This window comes from Paenibacillus lautus, assembly GCF_050482385.1.
Classification (GTDB): Bacteria; Bacillota; Bacilli; order Paenibacillales; family Paenibacillaceae; genus Paenibacillus_AQ; species Paenibacillus_AQ lautus_B.
Window position 1 is genome coordinate 546,854 of the sequence record NZ_JBCNHV010000001.1, and the last position, 17,410, is coordinate 564,263.

General features: G+C 50.1%; 14 protein-coding genes, 1 pseudogene and 1 other annotated feature. All 15 genes and pseudogenes read right to left on the reverse strand.

The window, feature by feature from the left end:
• Positions 1-69: 69 nt before the first annotated feature.
• The 15 genes and pseudogenes from ABEW73_RS02630 to ABEW73_RS02700 all read right to left on the reverse strand — a co-directional run bounded on the left by ABEW73_RS02630 (position 70) and on the right by ABEW73_RS02700 (position 17,072).
• Positions 70-1,341: a Gfo/Idh/MocA family protein gene (locus ABEW73_RS02630; RefSeq protein ID WP_430172019.1), complete on the reverse strand. Its 1,272-nt coding sequence runs from the start codon at positions 1,339-1,341 to the stop codon at positions 70-72.
• A gap of 37 nt (positions 1,342-1,378) precedes the next feature.
• Positions 1,379-3,001: an extracellular solute-binding protein gene (locus ABEW73_RS02635; protein WP_430172021.1), complete on the reverse strand. Its 1,623-nt coding sequence runs from the start codon at positions 2,999-3,001 to the stop codon at positions 1,379-1,381.
• A gap of 48 nt (positions 3,002-3,049) precedes the next feature.
• Positions 3,050-3,934: pseudogene (locus ABEW73_RS02640) on the reverse strand (carbohydrate ABC transporter permease).
• A gap of 20 nt (positions 3,935-3,954) precedes the next feature.
• Positions 3,955-4,914 (reverse strand): ABC transporter permease, encoded by a 960-nt coding sequence (locus tag ABEW73_RS02645; protein WP_430172024.1) that lies wholly within the window; start codon positions 4,912-4,914, stop codon positions 3,955-3,957.
• A gap of 618 nt (positions 4,915-5,532) precedes the next feature.
• Positions 5,533-6,315, reverse strand: coding sequence for a LacI family DNA-binding transcriptional regulator (locus tag ABEW73_RS02650; protein ID WP_430172026.1), 783 nt, complete (start codon positions 6,313-6,315; stop codon positions 5,533-5,535).
• A gap of 210 nt (positions 6,316-6,525) precedes the next feature.
• A complete protein-coding gene (locus ABEW73_RS02655; protein ID WP_430172028.1) occupies positions 6,526-7,710 on the reverse strand; it encodes an MFS transporter in 1,185 nt (394 codons plus the stop codon).
• Positions 7,711-7,860: 150 nt separating this feature from the next.
• On the reverse strand, positions 7,861-8,163 hold the full coding sequence (locus tag ABEW73_RS02660) for an ArsR/SmtB family transcription factor (protein WP_430172029.1): 303 nt from the start codon (positions 8,161-8,163) through the stop codon (positions 7,861-7,863).
• Between the two features lie 58 nt (positions 8,164-8,221).
• Entirely contained in the window at positions 8,222-9,430 is a 1,209-nt protein-coding gene (locus ABEW73_RS02665) for a glucuronate isomerase (protein WP_430172031.1), read from the reverse strand.
• A 28-nt stretch (positions 9,431-9,458) separates the two neighbouring features.
• Positions 9,459-11,030 carry an extracellular solute-binding protein gene (locus tag ABEW73_RS02670; protein ID WP_430172033.1) on the reverse strand — a complete coding sequence of 524 codons (1,572 nt, stop codon included), beginning with the start codon at positions 11,028-11,030 and terminating at the stop codon, positions 9,459-9,461.
• Between the two features lie 323 nt (positions 11,031-11,353).
• A complete protein-coding gene (locus ABEW73_RS02675; protein ID WP_430172035.1) occupies positions 11,354-11,710 on the reverse strand; it encodes a hypothetical protein in 357 nt (118 codons plus the stop codon).
• Position 11,711: 1 nt separating this feature from the next.
• A complete protein-coding gene (locus ABEW73_RS02680; RefSeq protein WP_430172036.1) occupies positions 11,712-12,254 on the reverse strand; it encodes an NAD-dependent epimerase/dehydratase family protein in 543 nt (180 codons plus the stop codon).
• A gap of 104 nt (positions 12,255-12,358) precedes the next feature.
• On the reverse strand, positions 12,359-13,231 hold the full coding sequence (locus ABEW73_RS02685; protein WP_430172038.1) for a LysR family transcriptional regulator: 873 nt from the start codon (positions 13,229-13,231) through the stop codon (positions 12,359-12,361).
• A 195-nt stretch (positions 13,232-13,426) separates the two neighbouring features.
• The gene (locus tag ABEW73_RS02690; RefSeq protein WP_430172039.1) at positions 13,427-14,590 is read right to left on the reverse strand and encodes an MFS transporter; all 1,164 of its coding nucleotides are present in this window, start codon (positions 14,588-14,590) and stop codon (positions 13,427-13,429) included.
• A 389-nt stretch (positions 14,591-14,979) separates the two neighbouring features.
• Positions 14,980-15,456, reverse strand: a complete 477-nt coding sequence (locus tag ABEW73_RS02695) for a YbaK/EbsC family protein (RefSeq protein WP_430172041.1) — start codon at positions 15,454-15,456, stop codon at positions 14,980-14,982.
• 53 nt (positions 15,457-15,509) lie between these two features.
• Positions 15,510-17,072 carry a 2-isopropylmalate synthase gene (locus ABEW73_RS02700; RefSeq protein WP_430172042.1) on the reverse strand — a complete coding sequence of 521 codons (1,563 nt, stop codon included), beginning with the start codon at positions 17,070-17,072 and terminating at the stop codon, positions 15,510-15,512.
• Positions 17,073-17,173: 101 nt separating this feature from the next.
• Positions 17,174-17,404, reverse strand: a binding site (T-box leader).
• Positions 17,405-17,410 lie beyond the last annotated feature (6 nt).

Genomic DNA, 17,410 nt, shown 5'->3' on the forward strand with positions numbered 1-17,410 from the left:
GAGATCGGCGGTTTCTTTTCGGTATCTATTATGAATTTTTCATATGATGGTTTTTTAATATGATTTCATTTATTTCACTGTGTTTTCTTCCGCCATCAATTCCCGCGCATATTCGTTCAAATTGATGGATTGGCCGTGATTTAGCCTCGATTTCTCCGCCGCGAATGCAATAAGGTGGCTTCGCACGGAGGCACTTGCCGACGTCAGGCTCTCCTGCCCGTTATAGCTCCGAACCTCCTTCAGGAAGCTGGCCACGATTCCGCTGTCGCCCCCGCCATGTCCGCTGGACTGCGAAGGAATCGTAATCTCCGTTTTCTGTCCGGTTAGGAAATCGTAAACCGTAATCTTGCCTTCCTCACCACGAAGCTCGCCGCGGGTGCCCATGATCTGAATCCTACGCTCCTGCTCATACGTAAATCCGGACATGCTGAACATCGCGGTGGCGCCGCCCTCAAACTCCATGTTGACGACCTGATGATCGACTACATTGTTGTCGCTCCGATATACGCAGCGGCCATAGTCCGTATTGCGAAGCCCTTGGATAATGTTCGTCTTGGTCAGCTCCTGGGTGAAATGCCCCGCCCATCCCTTGTACTGATCGCTCAAGTAAAACCGGGGTGCTGAATACGGACAGGTTGGTTCCACCTGGCAATCAAGGCAGCGGTCGGCCGAACCTTCGGGGGCCTGCTCCTCCCGGAAATGCATCAGGGAGCCAAACGAAGTAACCTGCGTACACGGCCGGTCCATCAGCCACGACAGCACATCCATGTCATGACAGGATTTGGCCAGTATCATCGGGCTGGCCTTGTCGGAGTTATTCCAATTCCCCCGCACAAAGCTGTGCGCGATATGCCAGTATCCCACATTCTCGTTCAGCTGGATCGAAGCCACCTCGCCGATGGTCCCTTCCTGAAGCACGCGTTTGATGGTACTCCAAAAAGGGGTATATCTCAGCACATGGCATATGGTCAATAGCCTGTTGTTACGTATGGCAGCCTGCTCCATCTCCAGACATTCCTTCGGTTCCGGAGACATCGGCTTCTCCAGAAGCACATGATACTGTTTCTCCAAAGCTTGCATGGTTGGGCCATAGTGCATGCGATCCTGCGTACAAATAACGGCGATATCGGCAAGCCGGGGCTCCGCCAGCAGCGGCTCCCAGGATTCATAACACCGTTCCGGCGGAATTCCAAACTTCTCGGCAAAACGGATTCGCCGCGCCGGATCGGCCTCGGCCACGGCCACGAAGGTCAACTCATGCGGATAATCCAGGGCATAGGGGGCATAGCCCCCGGCGCCGCGCGCGCCTGCCCCGATCAATATGGCTTTCAATTGTGTCATATCATGTCGCTCCTTTTAGGTTCTGGTACTCGCGCTTTTATTTGGTATATCGATCAGCCGCGGACTGGTAAATGGCCAGATAGCGCTCCGACCCCATCTTTTGCAGGTTAGCTACATACTGGTCCCAGTTATCAAAGGACTCGTTGCCAGCTATGAATTTATCCCGCATCTCATCCACATACGTGTTAATGTCGGTCTGGATACTGGTAAGCTCGGACTGCTCATCGGCCGTAAAGTTAAACGGCGGCCAGACCTTGTCTTGAGGTATGACGTACGGCTCGGCTTTTTTTGCGTTCTCTACCGACGTCGGCAGGCCTTCTGCTCCCTTGAAATACTGCTGCTTCACGAAGCCCGGATAATATCCGCCAGGCCATATCAGATACTGCCCTACCGCCTGGTCCAGATTGAGACCGTCCGGATTGTTCTTGATCTCGTCCACGTAATCTACATTGCCTTCTGCATCTTCCTTATACGTTTCGTCTTCCCAGCCCATGAAGAACATGCGGATACCTTCGTCGCTGTAGAAGTAATCCATCCAGCGAATTAGCGCAGCCGGATTCTTCGCTTTATCGGTCAGAACAAACATCCCGATGTTCCCCAGCGGAGAGCCCGTAGCGCTGAACATCTGATCGCCGTGCGGCCCCTTCAATACCGGAAGCCCCACATAACCCTCCTGGTTGTAGATGGCAACCGGGTCCACGTTATCGACTACGCCCAGTAGCCCCTCCATTCCCTTTGCATCCACCTCCGTGCTTTGAACGGACATGATATCCTGCTCCAGCAGGCCATCCTTATACAGCTTGTTCACATACTGAAGCAGTTCTTTGTAACGCGGATCAGACGGGATGAACCGAACCTTTCCGCTCTCCGGATCGGTATCCACGTTAATATTGGAGGTTCCGTTATAATTGAGACCGAACGACCCGCGCAAATAGTTCACGATACCGGCGGTCTTGACTCCACCCCAGGCATATTCATCCTTCTGGCCGTTGCCGTTCGGATCCTTCTCTTTGAACGCCTTCAACATATCGTAGAATTCATCCAGCGTCTGCGGCTCTTGAAGACCCAGCTTGGTCAGCCACTCCGACTTCACCCACGGCGTTCCGTACAGCACGGAGCGGAATTCCGGATCGTACAGCGTCGGCAGCCCGTAAATGTTGCCGTCCGGCATCGTAATCCCTTTCTCGATGACCGGATATTTCTCCATCAATGCCTTGAAATTCGGCGCATATTGATCAATCAGGTCATTCAGCGGGATAAAGACGCCCTGCTTGCCGTATTTCAGCAGATCTGGCCTCGGGAATGCGGAAGCATAGAACATTTCCGGATAATCGCCGCCGGCGAGCAGCAGATTCCGTTTTTCCGCCAAGTTGTCTTTGTGCACCGTGTCCCACTGCACCTCAATATTGGTCATTTTCTCATATTCCTGCCATAGCTTGATGTTGTTCCAGTCGGCGTTGGCAAAGAACTTTCCGGCAAAACCGGTCACCGTCATCTTGTCACTGACAATCGGAAACCCGGTCTCATTAATCGCTGATTTCTCTTCACCCGCGGAGTCCGATTCAGCCGCTCCTCCCGAACCTTTCGAACTGCAGCCCACCGCCAGCGATACCGACAACATGCAGGTCAACAGAAGACTTCCCCATTGCTTCAGCTTCATCCGTAATCCTCCCCTTTTCATGTTCCATCCATATATCCATGCAAGGAATTATCCTTTGATGGCCCCAATCATAACGCCTTTGACAAAATACCGCTGCAGGAACGGATAGAGCGCCAGCACCGGAAGATTAGCTACGACCAGCACCGCGTACTTAATTCCTTCAACTTCTCTTTGCTGCTTAATCGCCGATTCGGTCGACATTTTGACCATGTCGTTCGTTTGCCCCTGAATCAGAATTTCGCGCAGGATGAGCTGCAGCGGAAATTTATCTTTATCCGATAAATACAGAAGTGCATTGAAGAACGCATTCCAATGACCGACCGCATAGAACAAAATGGTCACCGCGATAATCGGCATGGACAGCGGAAGTATAATCCGGGTCAAAATTTTAATGTTCGAGCAGCCATCGATCGTCGCTGCCTCCTGCAGCTCACCGGGTATGGACTACTGAAAGAAGGTGCGCATAATGATGATGTTCCAGATGGATACAGCATTCGGGATAATCATGACCCAGAGCGTATTCAGCATGCCGAGGTTCTTGATCAGCAAATACGTCGGAATGAGTCCCCCGCTGAAAAACATCGTGAAGACCAGCAGCGCCATGATCGCATTTCGCCCGACAAAATCCTTCCGGGACAGCGGATAAGCCGCAAGGATAGTCATCGTGAGATTAATGAATGTGCCAAGCGACGTATACACCAGTGTGTTGGTAAAGCCGCTGATGATATCCTTGTTCTGAAAGATTTTCACATAGGAATTCAGGTTGACTCCCTTGGGCCACAGCAGCATCTCGCCCCGTAGAACCGCCTGTGGGTCGCTAAACGATGCGCTGAGTACAAAGACTAGCGGGTACATGACAATGATGGTGACCAAGATCAGAACCGTATAGTTGATGATATTGAAAATACGGTCCCCTCTGGATTCAATTTGCATGGTTCACTAAGCTCCCCTCTTTACCAAAGACTTGTTTCGCTCACACGCTTCGAAATAAAGTTCACCACAACCAGCAGGATAAAATTGATGACGGAATTAAACAATCCAATGGCTGCTGAGAAACTGTACTCGGCATTCTGAATGCCCATTCGGTAGACATAGGTGGCAATAATGTCGGAGCTCTCCATGTTCAGGTTGTTTTGCATCAGGAGCACCTTCTCGAATCCGATGCCCATAATGCTGCCCATGTTCAGGATCAAGAGGATGATGATCGTTGGCATAATGCCTGGGATGTTAATATGCCATATGCGCTGGAGCCTGGTCGCACCATCGACACGCGCAGCTTCGTGCAACTGGTTGTCAATGCCGGCAAGGGCAGCCAAATAGATAATGGAGCTCCAGCCCATGGTCTGCCATACATCCGACAGCACGTACAGGGATTTGAACCAGGAGGGCTCCGTCATGAAATTGATCGGCTGACCGCCGAACATTTCAATAAAATGATTGATGATGCCGTAACGGGGCGACAGGAAAATCATCATCATCCCGACAACGACCACGGTGGACAGAAAGTGAGGAGCATACGTGATGGTCTGCACGAATTTCTTGAAACGTTCAGCCCGAACCTCGTTCATGAGCAAAGCCAGAATAATCGGGATCGGAAAACCGACCGCAAGGCTGTATAAACCGATGCCCAGCGTATTCTTGATCAGGCGCCAGAAATAATAACTGTTAAAAAATCGATCGAAGTGCTCCATTCCGACCCACGGACTGCCCCATATCCCTTTCGTTGCTATAAAGTCCTTAAAGGCGATCTGGATGCCGTACATCGGAACATACTGGAACAGAATGTAATAGGCGATGACCGGTGAAATCAGAGCATAAAGCTGCCAATTGCGTAAGATACGATTCCACAGTAAGCGCTTACGTTTTGCTTCGGGTACCGCGTTTGCTGCGGGCTGCAGGGTCGTATTAGCCAATGAGCATCACCTCGTATGTATAGGATTGGGTTAACCTCGTTTCACTAGCAAAGCGATCTTGACATGCCAATTAAACATGGGGTATCCACTCATTCAGGGGATTCGTTCCTTCCCATGAATTGAGTGTGAAAAGTACTCGTGTATGATTTCCCTCCTTTTCTCTGCGATCCGTCATATGACTAAGCTACCACCACCTCAAGCTATCCGTTAGCCAATATGGTTTTTGGAGCGCACTATATGTTAGATATAGTAACGCAATTTTATTTTATAAATAAAACCCGAACAAGTCAGGTGTTATTTCATTTCTTGGATTCATTTTGGATGTTTATTTGGTTAATTCCGGATTTTATTTGGATAGATATTGGTATATGAAAGGCATAACGCTAACCATGCGAAAGGCCTGATTCATAAATAAGAGGAATTGTTTTATTTTCATAATCTCTTTATATCAAGGTAATGAAAGCGCAAACAAAATGGGATAGAAATATGCGAAGTATCATTCATTTCGAATTCCAAAATCGGAAAAACCATTCCAAACACATCGTTGATTTTCACTCATAATAATATAGCAATATGGCATTGTCAAACACTTTTTTGGATTTTTTTGGCGCAACAACCTCAACCTTTAGGTAAAATCCGCAAAAAAACAGCCGTTGGCCATTGCTCTTTGGGAAGCCCTCCCAATAGCTCGGACATCTTGCTGAAGCTCCGATCCACATTCCATCCGGTATTCATCAGCCACTCCTCGCGCAATTCCAGGTTGGCTTCCAGCATAGCGAATTTATATCCGACATACCGTTCTTCGCTCTCCATCTGCTTGGAATACGCTGGCCCCCCGATATAAGCGATTCGCGTGTGCCCCTGGTCAATCAGGTGGCGTACGGCTGCCCTTGCTGATAAAATCCGGTCACAGTCTACAACGGGCACGGTCAGCCGCTCGTCATTCAAACTCACGCCCATGATGGCAACCCCGGCCTGCTGTATCAGTTCAAACAGCTCCTTGTCGTACCAGCTGACGGCTACAATCCCCTGGGCTCCTGTCTCCCTAAGCATGAGGCTTATTTTGTCCGCATCGCCGATTTCCTCGCACGTACGAACGATCGCCGGGGGCTGTCCGAGTTCCTCCATTTTTTTATGGAAACCGGCAAGAACCGTTGAGAAATACGGGTGGTCGTCCATCAGGTTTTGGGGCACGACACAGACAACCCGCTTATCGGCCATGCCGTTATCATGTACGCTTTTGGATGGCTCAGGCAGTTTATATCCAAGATCAAGCGCCGCTTGCCTGATTTTCTGCTTGGTATCCTCGCTGACCGGACGGCTTGCATCATTGCTGATGGCCCGCGAAACCGTAGATATGGATACCCCGACTCGTTCGGCGATATCTTTAAGCTTAGCCAATCGCATCTCCTCCTTCGCAAAATTTGGAACCAAATTTTCCGCCATCCATTGATCATAGCATAAACTTTCTCATTTGGGGCGTCAAATTGATGTCCCTTTCATCTCTGGAGAAGGGTGATGTCTTACAGATTCTTTGGTTTTCCGACCTTGTTTGAAGATGCTGCATATCAGGCGCCGTTACAGCATAGCCGTCACCAGCGGTTACTCACATTAAGCTTCCAATGGCACGCGCTCGGTGCTCTCCCGCTTTCCTAATCGGAAAAGTACAAACGACACTCCCACGGCTATAGCAACGCCCCCGGCACCGATCCAGGTGATGGACGATAAGGACCATTGCTCCACGGCAACTCCTCCGATGCCTGCGCCAGCAGCCATGGCGAGCTGCATCACGGACTGGTTCAAGCCTAGCATAACCCCGGATGAATTCGGCTCCAGCTGGACGAGGTTATACTGCTGCGTCGGACCCGAAGACCAGGCGGATAACGACCAGATAACAAGAATCGCAAACACGAGGATGACAGATACGGATGCATGGGTAAAATTCAGAACGATTAACGCAAGAATATGCAGAAACATGCCACCGGTTAATGTGAGCGGTACTCCCCATCGATCCGTACTGAATCCACCGAACTTGGAGCCAATGAGACTGGCAATGCCGAAGGCAAACAGTGCTGCACTAATCAGACCTTCGTTCAGGCCGCTGACTTGAAGAAGGTAAGGAGACAGGTACGTATAGGCAATGGAGTACCCGCCCAGCCAGAAGAACGTGATCGCCAAACCGAGTGCGACTTTAGTCTTTTTGAGCAGCGCAAATTGCTGGAGCAGCGGCACGGGAGCATCTCCTTTTGTTTTTGGAATCGCCTTATGGAGCACAATCATGGAAATAACCCCTAGAATGGCAATGAACCCAAATACGGATTTCCATCCAAAAACAGCAGCTACGACACGACCGAGGGGGACGCCAATGATCAGGGAAGCCGTGAAGCCCATGACAACCGTAGCGATTGAACTCGCCTGTTTACCCGACGGCGCGATTTTGGCGGCAATCCCGAGTGCGGTTACAACCACCATGCCAGCGCCCATCGCCATAATAACGCGCGCAATCACAAACGGAATATATCCCGGAAGGGCAAATGACAATAGATTCGCGATCACAAAAATACCCAATGAATAAACCAACAGCTTCCGTCTCTCCACTCTAGCGGTCAGCGCCATAAGAATGGGGGTCAAGATCGCATATACCAAAGAGAAAATCGTGATTAGCTGACCAGCAGCGGTTATTGTAATTCCTAACGAATCGGCAATTTTATCCAAAACTCCCGATATAATATACTCCGACGTTCCTACTAAAAAACTAACGATAGCCAAAAAATAAATCTTCCAAGCACCCGTCATGATTCTAATTCCACTTCCTTTTTTAATATTTATATATCACGAATTGTCGATATGTTAAACCGATAAAAAGACATATCGTAATATATAGATGTATAACGCGGAGCAAGACTGAATATTCCCTATTTCTTAAGGAATCATTCAGTACCTGCGCTATATCTCCTGCTTCAAATACTCTCCGATTTCCCGGATAACCTCTTCATCCCGCGTATAATACGTGAATTTCCCAATCCGCTCCGTCTTGATCAAACCTGCCCGATGCAGAATCGATAAATATTGCGATGCGGTGGACTGCGTCATATTCAGTTTCTCGGTCACCTGGCTTACGCATACCCCGACTTTCCTCATATCAATCCCTTCATGGGGTGTAAAATGTTGTTCCGGTTCCTTGAGCCACTGCAATATTTCAAGCCTCGATTCATTGGACAATGCTTTAAAAACTTCGATTGGTTTCATACGTATCATTATATCGGGAATTATCGATATGTCAACCTTTTCCCTCAAACTAATCCAACTAATCCTCCGAACGGATGCTGTAGCGTCTCATAGCACTCGCGTAGAACCATTCATGTGCCGTGTGCAGCGCTATCTCTTCGTCGATCCAGCCAGATAGGACCCGCTCCCACAGAAACTCGGCAGCCAGCTTCTTCACAAGCAAAATCTTGCCATAACTCCATTCCATGCAGCGGGCATCGGAGACGACAATCGAACTCTTGCTTGCTGGGAGTGCCTCCAGACGGTACTGCATGCTGTCCCGGTAGGTGCTCGCCCGGAAGTTGAACCACCACATGCCGCCGACATGAACGTTCGGGAAATTCCAGGCTGCCTGTACCGCATCCAGATTGCTCAGCTCCGATGCAAGCACAAGCTCAAATTCACAACGATACAACTCAAACAAAGCAGTCAGCTTTAGAATCCGCTCTGTATCGTTGGCCGGGAACGCCGTACCGCACCACGACCTCTCTACTCCCAGAAACAGCTGTACCAGCAGGCCATTCCGCTCCGCAGCACCACATATGACGTGCAGCAGCTCCATCAGAATGTCATCACGCCCGCTTGCCGGCCCAATCTCCTTACGGATGTGCGAACTCGATTCATACCGCGGCAGCGTTGTCATGATACCCGGGAGGCCAGCTTCGCGAAATCCGCCGAACAGCAGGTCAATCTCGCCTCCCACATTCAGAAAAGTCCTGGCCGGATCATTAGACTGCACGATGCGGTCAACCCATGGACCCAGCACGCCGTCAATCCGGGGGATCAATACGGCATCATCCCGCATGCCTTGAAACGCTGCATGTTCGGGATGGTTCACGACAAACCGGCGGATATTCATCCGGTCTGCCGTTTGCTGTGCCCAGCCCTCTTCGGCGGACGCTTGCCGTACGCGAGCCATAGCTTCCCGCACCGAATGTTCATCCTTGATGACGACTCCGTATAATTCACGCATAATGGAGGTGAATACCCAGTTCATCAGCGTGCTTCTCGTTGATCGATAGGCTTTTAGAAAAGCAGCAATCCGCTCCTCCTCCGGCAATTTATCCGCTTCATCCGGGTAGCCCCCGGCTTGCAGCTCTCGGTAGAACCAGAAGTAATGGGCGATCTCCCAAAAGTCCCTTGCGCCAAGCCGGTCACCGATAAGATGGGTATGGGTATCGAAGACCGGCAGCCCCATGATTTGCTCGAAGAATACAGCTTGTTTGCCGCTCATATCATGCAAGCTCATGTGAACATCTCCTTCTTTTCATGATCGGTTATTTCCGGTTTTCCGAGACGACAACGCCCTTCCCTTCGTTGTAGCGGTTTGTGGCTTCCTTAATGATCTCAAGGCCACCCTTCTTCTTATATTCCTCAATCACTTTCGGCCAATCCGAGATCGGCTCTCTGCCATAAATCATCTTGATCATATGATCGAGAACCAGCTTCGGCCCCACGTCATCGCCTTGCGGCGAGGTATCCGGATATTTGGAATACGCGTCCAATGCCGGGGAGAAGCGGATCGACCCCAGCCCTTCCTTGAAGACCACCGCATCCATGAACTTGATCATGTCCTGCCCATCCTCGGTCAGCTCTTCCTTTGCCTTGTTGTACACCATATCGTGAACGAACCAGAACATGCTGCGGAAACCGTCTTCATCCATGGCTTCAGGTGTAGATGGAGGCGTGAACTTGATTGCGCCGTTTTCCCGGGTGTAAGTTTCACCTTCAATGCCGAACGAGAAATATGTCTCCGCCTCCGGCGTCAGCATCCAGTCAAAAAACTTGATAATGCCGATGGCCTTCTCCTCTGAAACCTTGCTGTTAATATAGTAAGACGTATTAATGCTTGAATACAGGAGATGGCCTCCGGTGTTCTCCGGACCGCGTGGCGATGCAATGATATCGACCTTGGCGTCTGGTACGGCATTTTTCAGCTTGCCGCGGAAACCTGCCAGAAGCTGGGCGTTGGCGGACCACATGCCGGATTTACCGCTTTCAATGTTTTTGCCATAGTCACTGGAGGTCAGGGTCGCAAAATCTTTGGGAATCAGACCTTCATCGTACATGGTCTTATAAGCCTCCAGTGCCTTCGTCATATTTTCCACGTCAAAGAATTTGGGAACAACCTCCCCGTTCTGCAGTTCATACTGGGATGGCAGCACATCGAACGCTCCCAGAATCGTGTCGGCATATTTAAAGTTCTCCCGCATTTGATACGGGAACTCGACGCCTTCCTTTTTCATCGCACGCATTACGTCCAGAAATTCATCCACCGTCTTTGGAGCAGGGAGCCCTGTCTTTTCCAACAGATCCGTCCGGATATACAGCCCTCTCCGGGACGGGTTGGACAGCCATGCCGGTATTCCGTAAATCTTGCCGTCATAGCTTGTCTCCTGCCAGGCTTCTTTCGGCACGCTCTTCATCAAATTCGGAGCATGCTCCTTCAGCAAGTCGTCAAGCGGCATAAAGACACCTGCTTCTACGGAACCGGACATTCCCTTGCTTGTAGCCCCTCCCACGTTCTGAACGACATCAGGAATATCATTAGAGGCAAACATTAAAGTCATTTTGCTATCGAAGTCCTTCAGTGGAAGCATCGTCAGTTCAATATCCGTATTGGTCAGCTTCTCAAGCTCCTTCACCCATCTCTCTTCATTTACATCCTTCGAACGCTCGACATGTTTATTTCCGCTGGTTGCCATGGACATCGTGAAGGACAGCTTGCCATCAGCGGCAGCGCTTGATGAACCGGAGGTTCCTCCATCCGCTTCCTTGGCACCATTACAGCCGACCGCTGTTAAGGCGATTAGCGCGCTCATCAAAACCAAACTCCATTTTCTTCTCATCCATATCGCTTCCTTCCATATTTCTTACAGATTATTTACCTTTGTCGCTGCTGCACGACGACTCGGATCTCGAGCTGCCCGTCTCCTTATGAAACCGGATATCCCTTTCTCCTTGAGAGCGTGTCACCTCATAATCTAAAGCGCTTTCATCATAACATTCAACTCACTCGCATTAACATGTACTTTCTTCTGATCGCATGTGTTTTCCTATGCTGGCCTTTCAAAGAGATCATCGTGCATATAGCTGGTTCATGTCCCTTTTACTGCCCCAACGGGTTCAAGTGCACAAAAAAACGGCATTTCTGCCGTTTTGATTTTCGAGCTTATTTTACATGATCATGAATCCAGTCCAGCAGTGGTTCTTCCGCGGGCTCCCAACCCAGTAAAGTCCGTGCGTGAACGGCACGCACGCGGCTGTTCGAGGCAATCGCGAACCTCGCCCAGTCTCCAAGCTCAGCCATCGCAACCTCAGCCAGCCATGACATCGTTTTTCCGCCGAAACCAAGAGCCTTGCTGACGGATATGGCAATATCCCCGTAGGATTCCTCGCCGTTCTCCGCAAAGAAATAGGAAGCGGACGGCGCCTTCGTAAGAGCCAGCAGGTACAGCTGTGCCAAATCCTTGATATGGACGTTGGACCAGCGGTTGACCCCCTTGCCCACATGAACACCTGCACCCATCTCACGTGGACTTCCGGATAATCTGCGGCAATTGATCGCTGTCTGTTGGCAACCCAAGCGAATCCCCATATATCATGGAAGGTACAATCACAACGCTTCGAACCCCATCATCGATCCCGGCTCTGCGCACACGATTATTAATAGCAACGCGTTCTTCCCGGATATCCATCGGCGTGAAAGGCGTCTCTTCATCGTAGATCCGTTCACTGACGGAATCCCCCCTGGCATCATCGCCGACGACGCTGGAACCGGACGTATGCAGGAATGGTTTTCCGCTACCGCGCAAAGCTTCAATGAATGTTTCCACCGCGAGACGATGATCCGAATCGGCCGTGTGAATAACCGCATCGCTCATTTGTGCGTATCGGGTTAGCTTCTCCGTATCTTCTAATGCCCCGAGCACGGGCGTAATGCCCAGCTCCTGAAGAGCGTTTATTTTATCTTGGTTGCGTACCAAGCCGTACACCGTATGGCCTGCATCAAGCAGAACTTTCGCAACGGAGCCTCCTATATAACCGGTAGCCCCTGTAACAAAGACTTTCATGTCGTGAATTCCTCCTGTATTCAGACTTTAGGTTGCCCTCTCATTCTAACGGCAGCCCAATCTATAAAACAAATCATGAAATGATGATGGATTAATAAATATTATTATATATTGCCTCGAATTGTGGAAATGGCTTTTTGAATTTGAGGCAGATGCTTATGTTTGGCTTGATAGGCAAAAAACAACTCATTGGTCACTTTGCATTCTTCGCATATGATTTGCGATTTGCCCTTGGCTACCGAATTACCTAACAGATAGGTTGCCACAACGCTTAACCCAATGCCTTGCTCAACAGCCCTCAAAATCATATGTAAATTCGGAATGATATGCGTCGGTCTTATTAAAGGCCTCTTCTTAAAGTGCTCTCGCCAAATTCTTCGTATGATGGGCAATTCCAATCCATAGCTGATCCAGCTTTGGGAGGATAGCCACCGCTCCTTCTGCTGAACCCCCGTAAACTCAGGTACGTCGTAACCCCCCGGCGCAACGATAACAAACTCTTCTTCCATAAACTTCACGTATTCGATTCCCGGTGTTTGATACTTCTTGGACGTAACGACAATATCGAGCCTGTCCTCCTTCAACAGCTCCAGCAGCTCATCTGCGGTCCCAAAATGAGTGAGCGTGCATGTGCTGAACGTCCCAAGCTGCGGCAGGATTTTCTCACTGAAAAATTCATGCGCCGCTCCGATCTTAATGACGGTTAGCGAGGGGAGCGAAGCCGATTTAAATTGCATCGTCGTTTCTTCAAGTGACTCGATCAGTGGAGCCAATTGCGAGTACAGTTCCTTGCCTCGTTCGGTGGGCACCATTTTTCGGGTCGTGCGAATAAATAGCGCTTCTCCCACCTCGGCTTCGAGGGCAGCAAGATGCTGACTCATAGCCGGCTGGGTCATGATCCGGGTCTTCGCCGCTTCGGAAACGGAATTATGCTTATAAATCGTGCAAAAACTTCTGTACCACTCAAAATCGACCATCCATGAAGCACCTCCTGTCAAATATCAATCGAAAAGTCCACGGTTGTTCTTACATTTCGATTTCTTTATATTAACATTCATTCCCGGATGCCGAGATCTTATTTCCTAATGTACTATCAAGGATAAAGGAGATAGTGCTTGAATGTTAAGCCAAAAAAGAACCGACTCGTCTAAAATGCGAGTCGGTTCTTCCCTTCATGAAGATTCGGCAAGCGCTGTTTTATTCTCCTCGCCTCTTATGCCAGGCAGCAAGGTTAGCAAGCCCGCTACAGCCAACAACGCACCAACCCATAGAGGCGATGCCAAGCCAAATCCCGCATCCATCGCCATCCCTCCGAAGGAGGAACCAACGACAACGCCAAGGCTGATAACGGACCCATGCACCGTCGTAACAAGCGATCCCGTATCGGCAACCCGGGTGACCCGGGTCGCCATGGCCGGGTTCATAGGCACACCCGCCAAACCTACGATCACAACCGCAATCATAGCGATCACCTGACTGTGCACAAATAGTCCGAACACCACTAAAGCAGCGGCTAGAGCGACCAACCCAATGGTGAGGATCTGCATCATATAATGATCCGCCAGCCTGCCGGTGACCATGTTGCCAAGCACCGTCGCCACGCCGTAAACGCCAAGCAGGATCGGAACCGCCTGAGCGCCAAAGCTGGCAAGATCGGTTAAGATCGGCGAGAAATAACTGAATGCGGCAAAGGTAGCTCCGATAATCAGCATGCTTGTGGCATATGCAGCCCATAGACGGCGATTCTTGAAGGCAACAAACTCTCCTCGAATGCCGGCCGGTTCAGGTCTGGGCAAGGATGGGATCGTAAACTGCCCCACCAAAGCCGATGCCAATACGAGGACCACAACAGCCCAGAAGCTGGCACGCCAGCCCAGCAGCTGCTCGATCCACATCGCCAGCGGAAGTCCGATCGCCGTTGCAACCATTAAACCGCCAAGGACAATCGACGCCGCCCTTCCACGCGATTCCGGACCGACGAGGGAAAAGCAAATCGCAAGCGAGACGCCAAACGCCGCTGCAGAGGAGATACCCGTAATCACTCTGGCAGCCATCATCACTTCATATGTGGACGCTGCAGCGCCCAGCGTCTGACCGACAAGGAAGACGACAGCCAAGATCATAAAAGCCTGCTTGGGTCGCACCTTCAACAGCCCTATCGTCAACAACGGTCCGCCAACGATCATCCCGACTGCATAAGCAGTAATAAGATAACCGATGGCTGCAACCGAAACGCCGAACTCTGCTGAAAGCGAAGGCATAATGCCTGCTACCATAAACTCGGAGGTTGTCATCGAGAAGATCATTAGGCCTAATACATAAATGGAAAGTGGCAATGGGAACAACTCCTATCCTAATTATTCCAAATTTCTGTAATTATCGGTACAAAAATAGGATCAATAAGTTCCGCAAGCGCTCGAATAAGACGCTGACTTCGCGTACAGCCAACTATTTTACCGATTAGTACAGAACTATGCAAAAAAAATAAAACACCTCGCCCACTCTAATTTTCAGCAGGAATGAACATGCCATTTCGCTGCAAGGGCGTATCCCTCCATCATCTTCGCATCATGATCGGCTCCTCTCCTATAGTTTCCAGCTCATTATATATATTTTGTAACGATCGGTCAATAAGTGTGTTTCTATAACCCAGCCGATACGGGCGGCCGGATACCCCACCTCTACGTTAAACGTAGACGTGAGGTATCCACCTTCCGCACCAGCATTACGTTACTGTTATTACTTGGCCTTTGGTGAACGCAACCAGCTCATGGGGAGTACAGGCAAAAACGGCTTTCGGATGTCCTGCCGCTGCCCAAACCGTCTCGTATTGAAAAAGATCTTTGTCCACAAAGGTCGTAATTTCCTGCAAATGACCAACAGGAGCTACCCCTCCAATGACAAATCCCGTTTGTTCCCGCACGAAATCCGCGTCGGCTTTCTTCAGCTTTTCGCCAACCCATGCCGAGACATGTCGTTCATTCACCCGGTTCACCCCGCTGGCAACAACAAGCAGCGCCCTGTTCGATTCGGCCAGGCGAAATATGATCGATTTCGCGATTTGCGCCACTTCGCAGCCAATGGCTTCGGCCGCCTCCTGAGCGGTTCGCGTGCTATCCGGCAGTTCCACGACTTGATTGTTGAAACCCATATCGGCCAGCATATTCTGGACCCGCTGGGCGCTTTCTTTTAAAGCTTCCATATCCGGCAGCCCCCTATCGTAATCAACCATCTAGATCCTTAAGACGGCATAAACTATCGTGCATCCACCGGCGCTTGCACCTGCACATCCTGACTGGTATCAAGCAATACCGCATTAATTCCGTTAAGAAAAGCCAACGCGCTTGCCTTGATGATATCCGTATCCATCGCGCGCCCGGAATAGATTTTGCCCTGATATTCGATTCGAATGTTTACCCGGCCGATGGCTTCTTTTCCTCTGGACAGACTGTTGATTTTGTAATCCTTTAACTGTACGTCCAAACCGACCAACGCTTTCATGGCGCTGTACAGCGCATCAATTGGGCCATCCCCCACCATGCTGTCCCTGAACGTCTCGCTGCCTTTTTTCAGCTTCACGGTTGCCGTCGGATACAGATCATTGGTCACAACCTGGAACGAATCCAGCTCATACAGATGACTGCTGACTTCTTCATGGGTACGATGCTGGGTCACCAGATAGAAAACGTCATGATCATATACTTCCTTCTTAGCATCGGCAAGCTGCAGGAATTTCTCAAACAGCGCTTCAAAATCTTCGCCCTCGCCTGTCTCGAAGCCCAGCTTCTCCACCGCATTCTTGAACGCATGTCTTCCGGACCGCGCTGTCAGGATCAGCTCCATGCTGTCAGCGCCAACTTCCTCCGGCGACATAATTTCGTAAACCTGTTTATCCTTAAGCAATCCATCCTGATGGATGCCGGAAGAGTGCGCGAAGGCATTCTCACCCGTAATCGCCTTATTCACCTGCACATCCAGGCCCGTCAAATGGGTCAGCAGCCTGGAGGTTCTAATCAGCTCCTTCAGCCGGATATGGGTGGAAGCCTTAAAGTGATTCTCTCGGACTTTGAGTCCCATGACCACTTCTTCAAGCGACGTATTGCCTGCGCGCTCCCCTAAACCATTGATCGTGCATTCTACTTTTTGGGCACCGTTTCTCACTGCGCTGAGTGTATTCGCCGTAGCAAGCCCGAGATCGTTATGACAGTGAACGCTTAGAATAACCTGATCGTTTAGATTCTTCAGGCGCTCGTTGATTTTGCGGATCAATTCGCCGAATTCATCCGGAACGGCATAACCGACCGTATCCGGCACGTTAATCATCGTTGCTCCGGCTTTCACAACAGCTTCGATCGTTGTCCACAGATATTCAAAATCGGACCTGGATGCATCCTCCGTCGAATACTGTACATGAGGCAGCAGCGTTTTGGCGTACTTCACTGCATCAACGCCCATCTGGAGCACCGCATCCTTGGAGCGGTTGAATTTCTTCTCCACATGAATGTTCGAGGTGCCAAGCACGATATGGATCAGCGGATTTTGCGCAAGCTTAATGCTTTCATATACGGCGTCGATATCGCCCTTCACCGCACGTGCAAGTGCGGTAATGGAGACGCTATCGCCTACGGTTCGGGCGATTTCCTGGACCGCTTGAAAATCCCCTGCCGAAGACGCGGGAAAACCCGCCTCGATAATATCGACGTTCAGCCGCTTCAGCTGCTGCGCAAACTCGATCTTTTGCTGTACGTTCAGTTTGGCGCCCGGAACCTGCTCTCCGTCACGCAAGGTTGTGTCCAATACGATAATGTTACGTTCCATTGATATTCCTCCTCGATCATCGATCATTCATTTTCGTTCATTTATATCAAGCGGGGTTGGTTAAACCCGGAATTTAACCAACAAAAAACCCCGCCTCTACGTATAGAGGCGGGGTTGAACCCGCGGTACCACTCTAATTCATTTTTATGCAAAATGATCTTCTTCGATGGCTATCACCATCTATCCCTATAACGGTGGAACTCCGGCTAACCCTACATGATCAGGCAGCTGTTCATAGACGAGTTCAAAGGGAACGACATTACCGTTTCACACCTGCCAACGGCTCTCTGAAAAGTCATTACGCTTTTACTATTTCTAATCAAAACATTTCGATATGA

Excerpts from the sequence above, each read along its gene's own strand:
- ABEW73_RS02630 (WP_430172019.1), bottom strand. The coding sequence starts at position 1,341 with ATGACACAATTGAAAGCCATATTGATCGGGGCAGGCGCGCGCGGCGCC.
- ABEW73_RS02635 (WP_430172021.1), bottom strand. The coding sequence starts at position 3,001 with ATGAAGCTGAAGCAATGGGGAAGTCTTCTGTTGACCTGCATGTTGTCG.
- ABEW73_RS02655 (WP_430172028.1), bottom strand. The coding sequence starts at position 7,710 with ATGACGGGTGCTTGGAAGATTTATTTTTTGGCTATCGTTAGTTTTTTA.
- ABEW73_RS02660 (WP_430172029.1), bottom strand. The coding sequence starts at position 8,163 with ATGAAACCAATCGAAGTTTTTAAAGCATTGTCCAATGAATCGAGGCTT.
- ABEW73_RS02665 (WP_430172031.1), bottom strand. The coding sequence starts at position 9,430 with ATGAGCTTGCATGATATGAGCGGCAAACAAGCTGTATTCTTCGAGCAA.
- ABEW73_RS02670 (WP_430172033.1), bottom strand. The coding sequence starts at position 11,030 with ATGAGAAGAAAATGGAGTTTGGTTTTGATGAGCGCGCTAATCGCCTTA.
- ABEW73_RS02675 (WP_430172035.1), bottom strand. The coding sequence starts at position 11,710 with ATGGGTGCAGGTGTTCATGTGGGCAAGGGGGTCAACCGCTGGTCCAAC.
- ABEW73_RS02680 (WP_430172036.1), bottom strand. The coding sequence starts at position 12,254 with ATGAAAGTCTTTGTTACAGGGGCTACCGGTTATATAGGAGGCTCCGTT.
- ABEW73_RS02685 (WP_430172038.1), bottom strand. The coding sequence starts at position 13,231 with ATGGTCGATTTTGAGTGGTACAGAAGTTTTTGCACGATTTATAAGCAT.
- ABEW73_RS02695 (WP_430172041.1), bottom strand. The coding sequence starts at position 15,456 with ATGGAAGCTTTAAAAGAAAGCGCCCAGCGGGTCCAGAATATGCTGGCC.
- ABEW73_RS02700 (WP_430172042.1), bottom strand. The coding sequence starts at position 17,072 with ATGGAACGTAACATTATCGTATTGGACACAACCTTGCGTGACGGAGAG.